The 13,903-nt window shown below is 55.2% G+C and carries 10 protein-coding genes; 7 read left to right on the plus strand and 3 right to left on the minus strand.

Features of this window, described 5'->3' with window-relative positions; all coding sequences use genetic code 11:
* Positions 1-384: 384 nt before the first annotated feature.
* Positions 385-543 carry an AraC family transcriptional regulator gene (locus ACPOL_RS36305; protein ID WP_414633376.1) on the minus strand — a complete coding sequence of 53 codons (159 nt, stop codon included), beginning with the start codon at positions 541-543 and terminating at the stop codon, positions 385-387.
* Between ACPOL_RS36305 and ACPOL_RS34835 the strand changes: the two genes are divergently transcribed.
* Complete coding sequence (locus tag ACPOL_RS34835; RefSeq protein WP_236656815.1) at positions 521-685, plus strand: hypothetical protein; 165 nt, start codon at positions 521-523, stop codon at positions 683-685. The genes ACPOL_RS36305 and ACPOL_RS34835 overlap by 23 nt on opposite strands.
* A 638-nt stretch (positions 686-1,323) precedes the next feature.
* Here the strand turns inward: ACPOL_RS34835 and ACPOL_RS15400 are convergent.
* Both ACPOL_RS15400 and ACPOL_RS15405 read right to left on the minus strand, forming a co-directional pair.
* A complete protein-coding gene (locus ACPOL_RS15400) occupies positions 1,324-2,922 on the minus strand; it encodes a pyrrolo-quinoline quinone (RefSeq protein ID WP_201758845.1) in 1,599 nt (532 codons plus the stop codon).
* Between the two features lie 434 nt (positions 2,923-3,356).
* Entirely contained in the window at positions 3,357-3,611 is a 255-nt protein-coding gene (locus ACPOL_RS15405; protein ID WP_114207833.1) for a hypothetical protein, read from the minus strand.
* A 699-nt stretch (positions 3,612-4,310) separates the two neighbouring features.
* Here ACPOL_RS15405 and ACPOL_RS15410 point away from each other — a divergent pair.
* The 6 genes from ACPOL_RS15410 to ACPOL_RS15440 all read left to right on the plus strand — a co-directional run bounded on the left by ACPOL_RS15410 (position 4,311) and on the right by ACPOL_RS15440 (position 13,801).
* On the plus strand, positions 4,311-4,769 hold the full coding sequence (locus ACPOL_RS15410; protein WP_114207834.1) for a PA2169 family four-helix-bundle protein: 459 nt from the start codon (positions 4,311-4,313) through the stop codon (positions 4,767-4,769).
* An 869-nt stretch (positions 4,770-5,638) separates the two neighbouring features.
* Positions 5,639-6,535 carry a sugar phosphate isomerase/epimerase family protein gene (locus ACPOL_RS15420; RefSeq protein ID WP_114207836.1) on the plus strand — a complete coding sequence of 299 codons (897 nt, stop codon included), beginning with the start codon at positions 5,639-5,641 and terminating at the stop codon, positions 6,533-6,535.
* Complete coding sequence (locus tag ACPOL_RS15425) at positions 6,532-7,710, plus strand: Gfo/Idh/MocA family protein (protein WP_114207837.1); 1,179 nt, start codon at positions 6,532-6,534, stop codon at positions 7,708-7,710. The genes ACPOL_RS15420 and ACPOL_RS15425 overlap by 4 nt, the downstream gene beginning before the upstream one ends.
* Before the next feature lie 11 nt (positions 7,711-7,721).
* Positions 7,722-8,852: an FMNH2-dependent alkanesulfonate monooxygenase gene (gene ssuD / locus ACPOL_RS15430; RefSeq protein WP_114207838.1), complete on the plus strand. Its 1,131-nt coding sequence runs from the start codon at positions 7,722-7,724 to the stop codon at positions 8,850-8,852.
* A 28-nt stretch (positions 8,853-8,880) separates the two neighbouring features.
* Complete coding sequence (locus ACPOL_RS15435; protein ID WP_114207839.1) at positions 8,881-10,140, plus strand: MFS transporter; 1,260 nt, start codon at positions 8,881-8,883, stop codon at positions 10,138-10,140.
* Positions 10,141-10,540: 400 nt separating this feature from the next.
* Positions 10,541-13,801: a TonB-dependent receptor gene (locus tag ACPOL_RS15440; RefSeq protein ID WP_161557383.1), complete on the plus strand. Its 3,261-nt coding sequence runs from the start codon at positions 10,541-10,543 to the stop codon at positions 13,799-13,801.
* The last annotated feature ends 102 nt before the right edge of the window (positions 13,802-13,903 follow it).

The following is a 13,903-nucleotide window of genomic DNA, read 5'->3' on the forward strand; positions in this document are numbered from 1 at the left end:
TTTCCCTCTGAGGAGGTAGTGACACTTGGGTGCGAAGCGTTTCGCCACGACTTTATGAAAGTTCACGGGCTTGGCTACCCGAACCAAGTGTTAATTTATGGTGGTACTCCTTCTTCTTGAAATCCTCTATTACATCGGTGAAGACCTAATGCAAAACTGATTTGTATTCACCTGGAAGGGTAGTCGGCCCTTAGCTTGACTGACGAACAGTCAATATGTAATCGCCAACACGCGTGTCGAGGGAGGCCGGCGTGGAAACGTGCATAGGCCTGTTCTCGTGACTTGAGTAAATCCTGGGCGGATTGCTTCCGACAAGCCGACTCGAGTGCGGTGGCGATAACGCAGCAATTGAGGAACCGAAACACGGATGAATACTTCATCCCATTAGCAGAGATTCTGCCTTTGCGACCGAGCAAGGCGCCTATATGCGGACGGCGATATTTGTCGGCGGTGCCGGAACACTTTGGCGAGGTGGGCCTGATCTGCGAAGCCGCAGCGCAATGCAACGTCTGCCAGAGCGATGTCCGTTCCGACAAATGCCACTGTTGCGGCGAAGGACAGTAAAATCGTCTTCCATAAGCCATTCGTCGACCAAACCAAAGGCGGTCAACGCGAGTCCGTTCAGGGACGCTTCGCTTTGCTGAGGAACAATACCGTCAGTACGACCACAACCGCGAGCTCGTGATCGACCCTATCCTCGCTTACTTAACCTAACTTGGGGGATCCGCGAACTCTGGCAATATTCGGTGATGAGATCACCGCGGTAGCGGTAGATGCAGCGGGAAACGTCTACGTTACCGGTAAAGACTTTCTCCACCGATTTCCCTCCCACTCCCGGCGTCATCGAGACGAGTCCTTCGCTTCCAGGAGCGTTTCTTACCGAACTCGACCCCACTCTTTCGACGGTGGTTTATTCGATGTACTTCGGGGGTTACCAAACCCGCCCGTCGGGAATAGCGCTCGACAACTCTGGCGCTGCTTATCTCACCGGTTTGCCGGTTTTTCCTGCCGACCTCATCCGGCGCCTACGATACCAATTTGAGTCCTTCACGACCTCCAGCTTGACCCCGCTAGGCCATGACATCACCTCTGTCTACACCGGCAATGCCACTCACGCTGCAAAGTGTTCACCCGTTACTTGTCCAGCAGATCACCCCTTAACACCGTCCTACGAACCTCGATCCAGGGCAGAAAGTAAGGAGAAAACAGGCAGCCGGCGATCTGACCATTTTGTTTACATAATCGTCCCTTTACTCCGCCTCAGTAGAACCTTGATCGATTGTACGGGGTAGCTGAGATGTCGTGTGTCGTGCGCAGCACTGCTCATTTCCCCAGAATGCCGAAGACCGCAACACCGGTCGGAGTGCCTACGTAGACTCTGCCGTTGGCGATGGTGGGCGTGGCGAAATGGGCTGCTGCCCCAAACAGATCACGGCTGCCAGCCTGCCCGCTGTCGTAATACTTATCGGAAAGGTCTTCAGCATTAAACGCGTATAGGATAAACGGAGTGGTATGCGAGATTGCCCATACAATTCCATTCGCATTACCGTTTGACGATATCGAGGGGGTCGATCCTGGGTATACGAAAGTGGCAGCGCTACGGCTTGCAGGCGTATCCACCAGCGTGGCATTCGAGATGCTAAACGCCTTCAGCGTGTCGTTGACTCCACCGTAATATATCTTGTTATCAAAGTAGGCTGGTGCAGAAAACGCCCCATTTGGTAGAGCATTGCTCAGAACCTGATAGATGAACCCCCCGTTCGGATGATACTTACCAAGATTTATCCGGTTGAACAGGTAGATGTTGTGGTCTTTACCAGCACCAACGCCGAGAAAGTGTAGGTTTCCAGCGTTATCGGTCAGAGAAGGCAACAGAAGAACGCCACCGGAGCCAAGATCAATATCAGCATCTGATTGTTGAACTGTGTTGTCGGTGGCGTAATAATCAAACACCCTGATGCCAGAACCGTCCTGGCTTAGAGCGATAAGAGAATTGCCAAAGTCCTGATGGATAGGCATCCCCCCGGCGTCGAGGGTGGTGTCGAAGGTGCCATTGGCATCAAGAAAATACATATACAGTCCATTTGCCGCAAGACCCGCACCGCTCATCCAAACCGATCCCTCGTTGCCGTTTGGTGTGACGTCAAGGACGGCTGATTGTTGCAGAGTGGTTGCGTTGTAGCCGAGGATCCACCCGGTATAGGGTCGCCTGTCGCAATGTGACGTCCATGAGGTGTAAATAGCACCGTTCCATTCGAGCAATGCTGCTCGCTCGGCATACTGGCCCGGATCGAAAGTCACTTGTCCCGAGCTGCTATTATCCCCTGTCCCTATATACCGAGCTGTTATTTCGGTTGGCCCATTGAACAGTTGAGTTCCGGTGACCAGATCGAGAGCACTGATGCGCTGATGGTAATGGCCGGTCCCATCCTTTGACATACTGACGACGTAGATTGCACCATGCGGGCCCTTAGATGGATCTATCACCGGAGTCGAAGTAACGCCGATCTCAGGCGTAATCTGAGAGCAGCCGTGATCATCGCTGGGCGATTCACCCACCTTAAGAAGAGAGCTCTTCCACAAGGTCGCGCCGCTTTGCGCGTCAAATGCGTAGACAGTATCATGTTCAGTGGCCACATAAAGCACGTTGTGGATTTGATTTCCAATCGTTAGCCCCGGAACATGAAGAGGCTCGGCGTCGACTATACCGTCTGTAGCAAAAAAGCCCAGCTTGCCAAACGTGGAGTAATGCACGGTGGAGAAGCTTAGCAACTGCTCATTGTTATTGAGTCCATTGCGATCATTGTTGACATGCCAGGTATAGATTTGGGCATCTTCGGCATTGAGATACGAGCTATGGCTGGACGTAAAGGTGAGAAGTGATACTGTGATTGCGAGATAAAAAGGGCCTTTGATCGTCATGATGTCTCCCTGTGATGCCCATCCTGAAGTGGCTGGTGAATTGCGCTTCATTCGCTCAATCGCCAAGCGACTTAGGTGGTATCGCCACAGCGGATCCATCTGTTGTGCATCAAGCTTCGTCTTGTGACGCCGGGAATACCGGATTGGTTGGATAGTGCCGGTTTCCTGGTTATTTTAACCTCATCATCAAAAGGTTTAGCGTGCCGATAACGTGTACGTCGATGAATGCCTGCGGCCCATTATCGGACGACGTCCGGCTGCTCCGATCGTGCAGCAGGTGGCCCCTGGCGGGCAGCACTTGCCCAGGCAGCAGGTCTGCGTTTCCGGGCAGCATATCGTTTCGAAGGCTCCCCTGACATACGATTTGAGACGGTGGCGGTTGCGCTCGCAATCTCCCGGGTCAGCCCTTTAGGGTTCTAGGGCTAATACTTCCATTACTGTATTTTCTTCTTCGTTGTTTTCGGTTCAACCTCGTTCCGCACCGCGATCGGTACGCGCAGATCTTGCGCCTTCACGTCGACACTTGGACGGTCCGTCGGTCCCTCGGTCTCTACTCCAAGAAATTCAAATGGTTCGCCGCAATCGGCACACCGGATCTTAACATTAGCCATGCGCGGGCCGCCATCAATCCCGCGATGAACGCTCACCTTGGCCGTGGCCCGGTAGTGTTTGCAGTTCTGCTGAGTCATCTTAGGGTGTCGGTCTCCTTCGGTAAGTGATCGACCTAGAGTCGTGTACGCCGGTAAGGGTCTCATCTCAGACGCGCATATAACACCCCGAAAGCCCCAACGGCTCATCCACAGTGCCCCAATTGAAGTACGAAGCTGCTCCAAAAGGTCATTTCTAACGTCGGCGGAAAGAGCCGCAAAGGTGTCTTCGCAAGCTCTTAGATGCATACCTTTGGACGGAGGAGACCGTGTCATGTCTGACCGCCGAAAGCAGGACAAGGAAAAACTTCTTTGTGATCCTTTCCACGATGATTGGGACCACAGAGATTGCCCAGACATTGCCTGACCCTGCCGTGCAGGAACGCATCCTTTCCAGCACGTGTGAGTTCTTGCTTTCGAGCTTCTAGGCCCCTCAAAAATGGTCTTAGGACAGTCGGAGTAGTCAGTCCACGCCATAAGCTTTCATCGCCGAACCGAAAAACATTCAAGTAGTAAGGGAGAAACTATGTCTCATCACCTCGATTCGCCCATTGCTCGCCAGGACCTCCTCCTCCTTTTTGGCTGACGATCGCAATGATTGAGAGCTTTCATGCCTCCCGTATAGCAGCGGCACGAAAGGACGCACGCGGGATTTCGTTACTTCGGGCTTGCCCGCTTTCTCGAACGTCAGGGGCAACGTCCACGGCAAATTGCTATTCCAAGTGGCTGGAGACGACTCAGATGGCCGATGAGCCCGATCTGGCAAAGAGCATCGAGGAAACGCTGCGCGCCGTCATCGAGACACTCATCGATTGCGAGGAAGGTTTCCGCCTAATCGGCCAGGATCTCAAAGATGAAAGTCTCAAGACCTCATTTCTCGCTGAAGCCCAGACACGTGCCGCTTTTCGCCGAACGCTGGAGGAAACGCTTCATCAAATCGGCGTGGCGGATGCGACTGAGACCGGGACTGTAGTTGGAGCAATCCACAGAAGCTGGGGCGACATTAAGGCAAAGCTCGGAAGCACGGATCGCGACCTGCTGGAGACTGCCTGTCAAGGTGAGGAGTCGGCGCTGCAGATCTATAAACTTGCTCTCGACAAAAAGCTTCTTCTGCCGATCCGTCAGGTTCTCGTAAACCAGCAAGCGCACGTCCAGGAAACTTTGGAGTATCTCCAGGTGGCTGCAGAAGGTCTCGTTTAGAGGCCGGGTGCTACTTCGCCTTACTGGCCTTCCGCTTAGGTTTGGGCGTGCTATGCAGTTCGTCTGTGCTCGAAGACTCCGACTGCTTAGACATCATTTCCTTCACAGACTTGCGCGGCGGTTCGGACTTCTTGCCGTAGGAAGGGGCGTCTTCTGCTTCCGCCCTTGGTCATACTCTTCTTCGTTGCCATGGCCAGAAGGATACGCCGTCAGACGAACATTTGCGTCATCCACCAGATGAGAAACAGCGCCACTACTCCGAGGATTGCGTGTGCGATCCAGTCGCCGGCAGATTTGGGTTTGCCGAAGTTGAACATGGGGCAAGGGTAGCACTCCGCCAACAGACATCGCACGCGGCGTTAAGCTGGGTCTGGGTACTCGCTGAATGTGCCGTAGTCAACGGTCAGTTCTTCCCCGGCCGCCATTTGGCGAAGCCGACCGATCCAGAGTAAGTCCAACCTTACCGATATAACATCGGTAGATGTAGGCTTTCGGCCGTAGAGCAGATGGCGCACTTCAAAGGGAAACAGCCTGTTCTCAGGTGCGATGTGGCAACGCTTCGGGGATTCCGTCAGGGAAGCGTGTTCTATGACATGGTGGCAAATTGACATGAACCGGATTGCCATTTACGTTAGCGTTAGAGAATGAAGTGAATACACCCTTCCATTCAGATTTCTGTGCTCTGGGGCCGGCCGGTCCAGACCTATTGACCTGTTGTTGACCCCGACGGCATTCTCAAGCTCTTTTGCCCTTCATTGAACGGGTACCCAATCATCTTCTGAGTTTAATCCGGAATAAACGGATCAACATCGTCTGACCCGGTGCCGGAAACGAAAGATCAGTCACACCCCCGAAAAAGATCGATCAATATGACAACCAGGCGACATGTTTTGAAGTCAGCAGGCGCGTTCGCAATTGGAGGTGCCCTTCCTGCGATCACGGGATTTAATGCCTTCGCTCTGGGCCTTAAGTCTGGAGCTAGCATCCAGATCGGTGCTCAGACAAATGCGTGGGCGATCAACCCGAAGAATTTCGGGTCGTTTCTCGCAGTACTGGGTCAGGTCAAGCAGGTTGGATATGCGGGATTCGAAACCGGATTTGTCAATCTTCTTGCGGAGTTCGATTCGCCCAATGTTGCGCGGCAGAAGATCGCAGACACAGGGCTGACCTTCTTCGGAATTCACATCTTCCTTCCACCAGACAAAGTTGACCAGGCTACCAGGCTTCCAGGGGCGGCGCTTTACGAGAAGGTCGCGCGTGGCGGAGTTGCGCTTGGCCCGCAACACCTCATTCTGAGTGGAGCTCCATCCAGAACCGCGGACGAGTTGAAGGCTAAAATCGAGGCGCTGAATACTGCTGGAAGATTCAGCAAGAGCTTGGGCCTGCCTTTGGCTTATCACAATCATTGGTGGGAGTTCGATTCGAAGGTCGGAGAGATCGACGCGCTCTATTCGCAAACCGACCCCGCGCTCGTTTCGTTCTTGCTCGACGCGGGTCACGCCTATCGAGGAGGGGCGGATGTTCCAGCCTTTCTGCGTTCTCATGCAAAGCGGTTGGTCGGAGTTCACCTGCGCGATTACGAAGACGGAAAACAGGTTCCTTTAGGGCAAGGCAGGTTTCCGCTGTCAGAAGTAGCCGCCACCCTAAAGCAGCTTCAGTGGAAGGGGTGGGTATTAAATGAAGAAGAGCGCGAAGACGGCACGAAGGGTGGCTTGACCGTCATCGAACCAGCGTTTAAAGCGCTGCAAGGAGTCCTGGCTGAATGAACCGGCGTGACTTTCTCTTCACCGCTGCAACGGCGACGGCTGGTATGAGCGCGCGTTCCTATACTCAGGTGCTCGGCGCTAACAATCGCGTTGGACTTGGAGTCATCGGGTTAGGGCGGCGCGGCACGATTGTGAGTGCAGCCTTCGTTCAGGATGATCGCGTCAGTATTCGCGCGGTCTGCGATATCTATGACGCCCAGACGAAGAGTTATGTGTCCCGGGTGATCAAGAGTTCTCCATCGCCTGCAGCATATGTAGCTTATGAGGAGTTGCTCTCGCGAAAAGATGTGGATGCAGTTTTGATATCGACCCCTGACCATCTTCACGTGACGATCGCGAAAGATGCGCTGAGTGCGAGCAAACATATCTTTCTCGAAAAGCCAACGCTACATCATTGGAGCGAGCGCAGTACGCTGGTAGACGCCGCAGCCACGCACAAACTTGTATTGCAATGCGGAATGCAACAGCGAAGCACCGCGCATTATATTCGCGCGAAGCAAGAGATCTTCAGTCAGCAGAAGCTTGGTAAAGTCATCTTCGCGCGTGCGGTGTGGCACAACTTCCCGTGGCAAACGAGAAACATCAAGCCCGAGCCACAGCCCGCTGGCCTCGACTGGACACGCTTCCTCGGACCGGCTCCGCGCGTTCCTTACGAGAAGGTTCGCTACTCGTCGTGGCGCTACTTTCCCGATTACGGCAATGGACTGCTGGCCGACATCCTTACCCACTGGGCGGACGTAGCGCAATGGATGCTCGAGGACGCGCACCCACAAAGTGCGGCGGCATTGGGAGGAATCTACCAGCTTCACGATGGCCGTGAAAACCCGGACACGGTCAGTGCGATCGTCCAGTATAAAGACTGGAATTTGAATTTCGAATCGTCGGTGCTACCGATCCGGAATGACCAGCCGTCGGTATTCTTCGAGGGCATCGAAGGCACGCTCGACTTATCGCGTGACGGTTTCACCTATACTCCAACCCAGGGCGACGCGATCCAGGTGAAGTCAACCGAGAGCCTCGAGCGTGCACACACGAAGAATTTTCTCGATGCGATCGTTACCGGGAGCACCGTTAGTGCGCCGTTGCAGGCGGGCATCGAGGCGTCGCGGCCGGTGCAGATGGCGCTGCAGTCTTACAGAACGCAGAAGATCGTCTCCGAAGCAGACTTTAGTTAAGGACGAGAAATATGCAGATCAACTGGTTTATCCCCACTACCGGCGATGGACGTTATCTCGGCTCCAGCCATCAGTCTCGGCTTACTGATTATGCCTACCTACGCCAGATTGCACAGGCGGTCGATGAGTTGGGATTTCACGCGGTGTTGCTGCCGACGGGCAATTCCTGTGAAGATTCCTGGGTGGTTGCTTCTACCCTGATGCCAAGCACCAGGCGTCTCAAGTTTCTGATCGCTGTCCGCCCTGGCATCATGTCGCCCACGGTAGCGGCGCGCATGACCGCGACCTTCGATCGGCTCTCCGGTGGCCGGCTCTTGATTAACGTTGTTACCGGAGGCGATCCACACGAGGCAGCTGCTGATGGCGTGTTTCTTTCTCATGATGAGCGCTACGAGGTCACTGGCGAATTTTTGACGATCTGGCGAAAAATCCTTGCCGGAGAAAGCTACAGCTTTCATGGCAAGCATTTAAACGTGGAGAACTCGCGCGTGTATTATCCCGCGACCCAGCAGCCGCATCCTCCGCTCTATCTTGGCGGATCTTCTGACGCCGCGATGCAGATTGCAGCCGCGCACATCGACGTCTACTTGACCTGGGGCGAGCCGCCGACGCTGGTTGCGGAAAAGATCGAACGCATGCGGCGCCTGGCCGCGAGCAAGGGCCGAACGATTCGCTTTGGCATTCGCCTTCATGTGATAGTGCGCGAGACCAACGAAGAGGCCTGGCGCGACGCACGCGAACTGATTCGCTACATCGACAAAGAAACGATCGAACGCGCGCACAAAGGACTGGCGAAGTTCGACTCCGAGGGGCAGAGGCGCATGGCGTCGCTGGTTCAGGGAAGTCCCGACAGCCTAGAGATCAGCCCCAATCTGTGGGCGGGCATCGGCCTGGTGCGCAGCGGCGCGGGCACTGCGCTGGTGGGTGACGCCTCGACCGTGGCCGCGCGCATGCTCGAATACGCCGACCTTGGTATTGAGAGCTTTATCCTTTCCGGCTATCCGCATTTGGAAGAGGCGTATCGCGTTGCCGAACTCCTCTTCCCGCTGCTCCCCGTCGATCACTCGAATGGCGGTACGGAGCGGAAGAGTGTGCGTGCAGCGGCGAACTTTGTGGGAAATGAGTTCCGGCCGGTGAAGTAAGCATCACTGTGAGGCCATACCAAAGCTAATGAGCGTAACCTCCGCAGCCATACAGCACTCTCGCGATGAATCGCCACCGACGGTCGCAGCTGACCGTACTGGGCGCGCTCGTTGGATCGTGCTCTTAATGCTGCTCACGATCACAATCATCAACTTCATCGACCGGCAGACCGTATCGGTGCTCGCGCCAGTGTTGCGCCAGCTACTGCATCTCTCGAACGAGCAATATGGCCGCATCGTCTCTGCCTTTCAACTAGGTATGACCGCAGGCGAATTTCCCATGGGTTGGTTGATGGACCGATGGGGCGTACGTGTCGGTCTGGCTGGTGCGGTGTTGTGGTGGTCGGCTGCGACCGGCACCCAGTCGATGACACGCTCTGGATTGCAGCTGGGGCTCACTCGGTTCTGGATGGGCACTGGGGAGTGTGGGAACTACTCCGGCGGGATGAAGGCAATCTTCAGGCTCTTCGCTCCAGGCGAGCGCACGCTGGCGATTGGGATCTTCAACAGCGGTAGCATGGTTGGCGCCACCATCGCTCCTCCGTTAGTCATCTTCCTAGCTCAGCGTTACGGTTTCCGCACCGCGTTCCTGGTTCCGGCGTTGCTCGGCATATTCTGGACGCCCTTCTGGCTGTACCTCTATCGCGACGTAGCGTCGAAGCGGCCCACATTAACTGTCACGACGTCCCTGCGGACGTTACTGACGCGGTCTTCCGCATGGGGGGTCATGCTTTGCCGCTTCTTCATTGGCCCAGTGATGCAGTTTTACTGGTACTGGATTCCAAGCTATCTCTACAGCGTGCGGCATTTGTCACTTGCGCAGATCGGTCTTTTGGGCTGGGTTCCATTTTTACTCGGAGACACTGGCGGCATTGCAGGCGGCTGGGTTGCCGGCTGGCTGCAGAAGCGCGGATTGAGCATCTACTCGGTTCGACGCATCACGATGTACTCAAGCGCGACGCTCTGTCTTGCCAGCCTGGGGGTGCCATATCTCACGAATACGGCGGCAGCTTTCTTCGCCATCGGCATCGCCGTCATGGCTGATAACTTCCTCTCCGCGAACATGTTTGGAGCGGTAACCGATCTCTTTCCTGATCATGCTGTTGGCCGCGCAACTGGACTCACCGGAGTCGCTGGCGGGCTTAGTGGTCTGCTCTTTCCATTACTGACCGGGCATCTCGTCGATCACGTGTCCTATGCGCCGGTTTTTGTCATGGTCGGGTTTATGCCGCTTATCGGTACCGCACTGCTCTTTCTTATCGGCCGGGAATATAGGAGCCTACAGTGATTGGAGATTTGCTTATGTGCGGTTTGCTCAAACGTTGCATGAGCTCGGAGCCAATGGTATCTTGTGGATGTGAGCGCAATGCAGCTTAACTCGTCGCCCCTCCAACAGGGTCCGGTTATGGTTGTGGATGGTGTGCCTTCTTCCGCCGTTCGTTTATGCTCGTGTTGTTGTTGCCTCTAATCCCTCCCTCCTGCTGATTGCGAGAGCTTCGTCGAGTCTCTAAAGAGAAGCCCTGAAGTATCGACTCGGCAGATAACCTTGCTGACACGTTAAACCTCAGGTCTTTTCAAAGTCAGCAGACCATTCTGGTTAGCTCTTCCTCTCGATGGCAATCACTCTTCCTCTCGATCTCATTCCGAGGCTCCTAAGAGCCCGGGAAGATGTCCCTGAAAGGGAATTCATGTTTTCGACCATACGCAGATTTATGATCGCAGGTGCGGCGGCAGCCGTCGTCCTGCTCCCAGCCGCTTCTCCGCTATTGTTCTCCCAGGCAATTGGCAGCATACGCGGCACTGTCTCCGATGGAAGCGGAGCAGTCATCGCCAGCGCGAGCGTGGTTGCGACGAACTTGGACACCTCGGCAACGCGCACCGTGTTTACCAACCAGGAAGGCATCTACGTTTTTCCGGACCTGGCAATTGGAAACTACTCTCTGCAGGTTAGCCACGAAGGCTTCGAGAGCAAAAAGCGCGACGGCATTCAACTGCTTACCGGTCATACCGTCGACCTGAACATCGAGCTTACAATCGGGAGCACTGCCCAGTCGATCGAAGTGACGACCGCCGCACCATTAATCCAGACGGCCTCATCGAGCGTCCAAACGTCGGTGGAGCAGGAACAGATACAGTCGCTGCCGTTGAACGGCCGGAACGCCCTGCAGTTGACCGTGTTAACACCTGGCACTACGCTGACCAGCGTTGGAACTGAGTCTGGCCAGCAAGACAACGTCGGTCTCACGGTAAATGGCCTGCGGGCCACGCAAAATAATATTCAGCTTGACGGCGCAATCTACAACGATCGTTTTTTTGATTCAGTCCCGATTTTGCCAAATCCCGACGCGTTGCAGGAGTTCACGATTCAGTCCTCGAACTACGGCGCCCAATATGGAGGCGCTGGTGCGCTGGTGCAATTATCAACCCGCTCCGGCACCAACCAAATCCACGGATCAGCCTACGAGTTTTTGCGCAATACGGACTTGAACGCGAAGAATTATTTCCAGCAGACGATTCCTCCATTCAAGTTGAACCAGTTTGGCGGAACGGCCGGCGGCCCTATTATCAAGAACCACACCTTCTTCTTCTTTTCGGCCGAGGACCTGCAGCAACGCTCCTCGCCCAACCCGATCTCGATTACCGTTCCAACCGCGCAGGAACTCAGCGGGAACTTCTCTGCGTTGCTTGCCAAAGGGATCGCCATCTTCAACCCTGCTACGGGTCAGCCTTACCCGAACAACATCATTTCAACTCCGATCAATACTTTATCGGGCAAACTGGCGAATACCTATCTCGTGCCGCTGGCCTCGGATCCGTCGACAGGCATCTTCAACTCGACTTCCAACTCCAACGTCGACAGTACGCAGTACCTGGTCAAGATCGACCAGGTAGTGACATCGAACAACCATCTCAGCGGCAGGTATTTCTACAATCAGGACAACTTCCAGCGGGCCTTCAATGCGCCGCTCGGCTTCTACGCAGAGAATCTCTTCCGCAACCAATCGGCGATCATCACCGATACGCAGGTTTTCGGTCCGACGCTCACCGCGACATTTTCGGTGAGCGCCGGACGTTTCGCCCGCACTCAGATCCCCGAGGCTCCCGGGCTGCAGTCTCTGCAGGACCTTGGACAAAACGTACCTCTTGGCACTCCGGGCGAGTCCATCTTTCCGGGTATCCGCGCGAACATATCCGGTTTCGTAGACATCTTCTCTGGTGGCGCCCTGACGCAGGATTCAACCTTGTTCGATTACCAGGCGTCAGTTGTGAAGGTGCTCAGCGCACATACCATCAGCTTCGGCGGTGAGTTTGAGCGCGACCGGATCGACATGGACGATTACTCTTATACGCCGGGCGACAACACCTTCAATGGCGAACGCACAGCAGCGCCGACCGGTGCCATGCTGCCCACTGGAACCAAAACAAGCGGCTCAGCGCTGGCAGATTTTTACCTTGGTCTCGAGTCACAGTTCTACCAAGACAACGGCCGTAAAGCCTATCTCCGCGGAAACCGGCCATCTCTGTATGCGCAGGATGATTGGAAGCTCAACCGCCAACTCACTGTGAATGGCGGCCTGCGTTGGGACCCGTGGCTTCCACCGACTGATCTGAATGAGACATTAGCGGGATTCGTCCCGGGCCAGCAATCTGCCATCGCGCCGGGTGCTCCGCAAGGGCTTATCTTCAAGGGCGACGCGGGGCTCCAGTCCTCGGTCTTCCAACGGAACTGGAAGGATTTCGCGCCTCGCGCCGGCTTCGCGTGGAACATTGGCGGACGTGGCGTCCAGGTGCTCCGCGCCGGTTACGGGATTTTCTATGGCTTTCCCGAGGGGCTTCTTTATCAAAGGACCGACGCGATGCAGCCAGTGGACTTATATCTAAGCTATCCCGCTCCAGCGCCTGCCTGGGACGACATCTATGCGGGATATCCCGGCGGCGATCCATTTCCTCGTGCCCATGTAGGTCCCGACCAATTCGCAAACTACAAGTTTCTGCTTCCGGTTTCAGGAGGAGTGCTCGATCCAAAATCAAAGGTGAGTTACACACAGTCTTGGAATTTGACCTTTGAGCAGCAGCTACCTCATAACACCGCGTTTTCGCTCGCGTATGTTGGCAACCGGGGTGAACACATTATGGGGTCGAGGCAGTTTAACCCTGCAATCTTCGGCCCGGGCGCGACCGTGGGGAACGAGAACTCCCGGCGGCTCTATCCCGGTTTGGGTGCGGTAGAGCTGGCGCAGTCTTATGAGTACTCCATCTACCACGCCTTGCAGGCTAACCTTGTGATTCACAAGCAACACGGACTGTCGGTGCTGACCAATCTCGTTTTTTCCAAGACCATCGACAACACCTCCAGTGCGATCGAAGGCAACACCGGGCCGCCGAATCCGTTCAACTTGCAGAGCGGGCGCGGCCCCGCCGATTTCGACCAGACCATTCGCTATAACCTCGCCCTGGATTACGCCACGCCTCACGTAGACGTCACCGGTTTCAAGAACGCGCTCATCAACAATTGGCAGATCAACGCAATCGCCAGTCTTCAAACCGGCCTTCCTTTTACCGTGCTTAGCGGCACAGACCGCTCTTTATCCGGTATCGGTAATGACTATGCGGATATTGTGGGAAACCCCATTCGCCCCGCCGGCGTGAGCAAGATCAAAGAGTATTTCAACACCGCTGCCTTTGTGCCGGCAGCAACGGGCACCTTCGGCGATATTGGGCGCAACAGCTTGCGGGGTCCGGGTTATGCCGATGTGGACGCCTCTATCTTCAAAGACCTCTTTGAAGAGGAACCTATCCATGCCCAATTCCGGGCTGAAGCGTTTAACACATTAAATCGCGTCAATTTCACTAATCCTGTGTCCACGTATTCTTCGGGCACTTATGGTCAGATCACCAGCGCAAGTAGTCCGCGGGTCTTTCAGTTCGGACTGAAGCTGCTCTTTTGAAGACCAGCGTATAGCGTTGCGCCCGGCATCTGTGGACAGGAAGGCATTCATGCTTCGGCTCGTTTGAGGAATTCAACCCCAGAAAGTCCCTGATTACGCACA

The sequence above is a fragment of the Acidisarcina polymorpha genome, assembly GCF_003330725.1.
In the GTDB taxonomy this organism is placed as follows: Bacteria; Acidobacteriota; Terriglobia; order Terriglobales; family Acidobacteriaceae; genus Acidisarcina; species Acidisarcina polymorpha.

Bases quoted from the DNA above. Each gene is read 5' to 3' on its own strand.
- ACPOL_RS34835 (WP_236656815.1), top strand. From the start codon at position 521: ATGTCCGTTCCGACAAATGCCACTGTTGCGGCGAAGGACAGTAAAATC.
- ACPOL_RS15400 (WP_201758845.1), bottom strand. From the start codon at position 2,922: ATGACGATCAAAGGCCCTTTTTATCTCGCAATCACAGTATCACTTCTC.
- ACPOL_RS15405 (WP_114207833.1), bottom strand. From the start codon at position 3,611: ATGACTCAGCAGAACTGCAAACACTACCGGGCCACGGCCAAGGTGAGC.
- ACPOL_RS15410 (WP_114207834.1), top strand. From the start codon at position 4,311: ATGGCCGATGAGCCCGATCTGGCAAAGAGCATCGAGGAAACGCTGCGC.
- ACPOL_RS15420 (WP_114207836.1), top strand. From the start codon at position 5,639: ATGACAACCAGGCGACATGTTTTGAAGTCAGCAGGCGCGTTCGCAATT.
- ACPOL_RS15425 (WP_114207837.1), top strand. From the start codon at position 6,532: ATGAACCGGCGTGACTTTCTCTTCACCGCTGCAACGGCGACGGCTGGT.
- ssuD (WP_114207838.1), top strand. From the start codon at position 7,722: ATGCAGATCAACTGGTTTATCCCCACTACCGGCGATGGACGTTATCTC.
- ACPOL_RS15435 (WP_114207839.1), top strand. From the start codon at position 8,881: ATGAGCGTAACCTCCGCAGCCATACAGCACTCTCGCGATGAATCGCCA.
- ACPOL_RS15440 (WP_161557383.1), top strand. From the start codon at position 10,541: ATGTTTTCGACCATACGCAGATTTATGATCGCAGGTGCGGCGGCAGCC.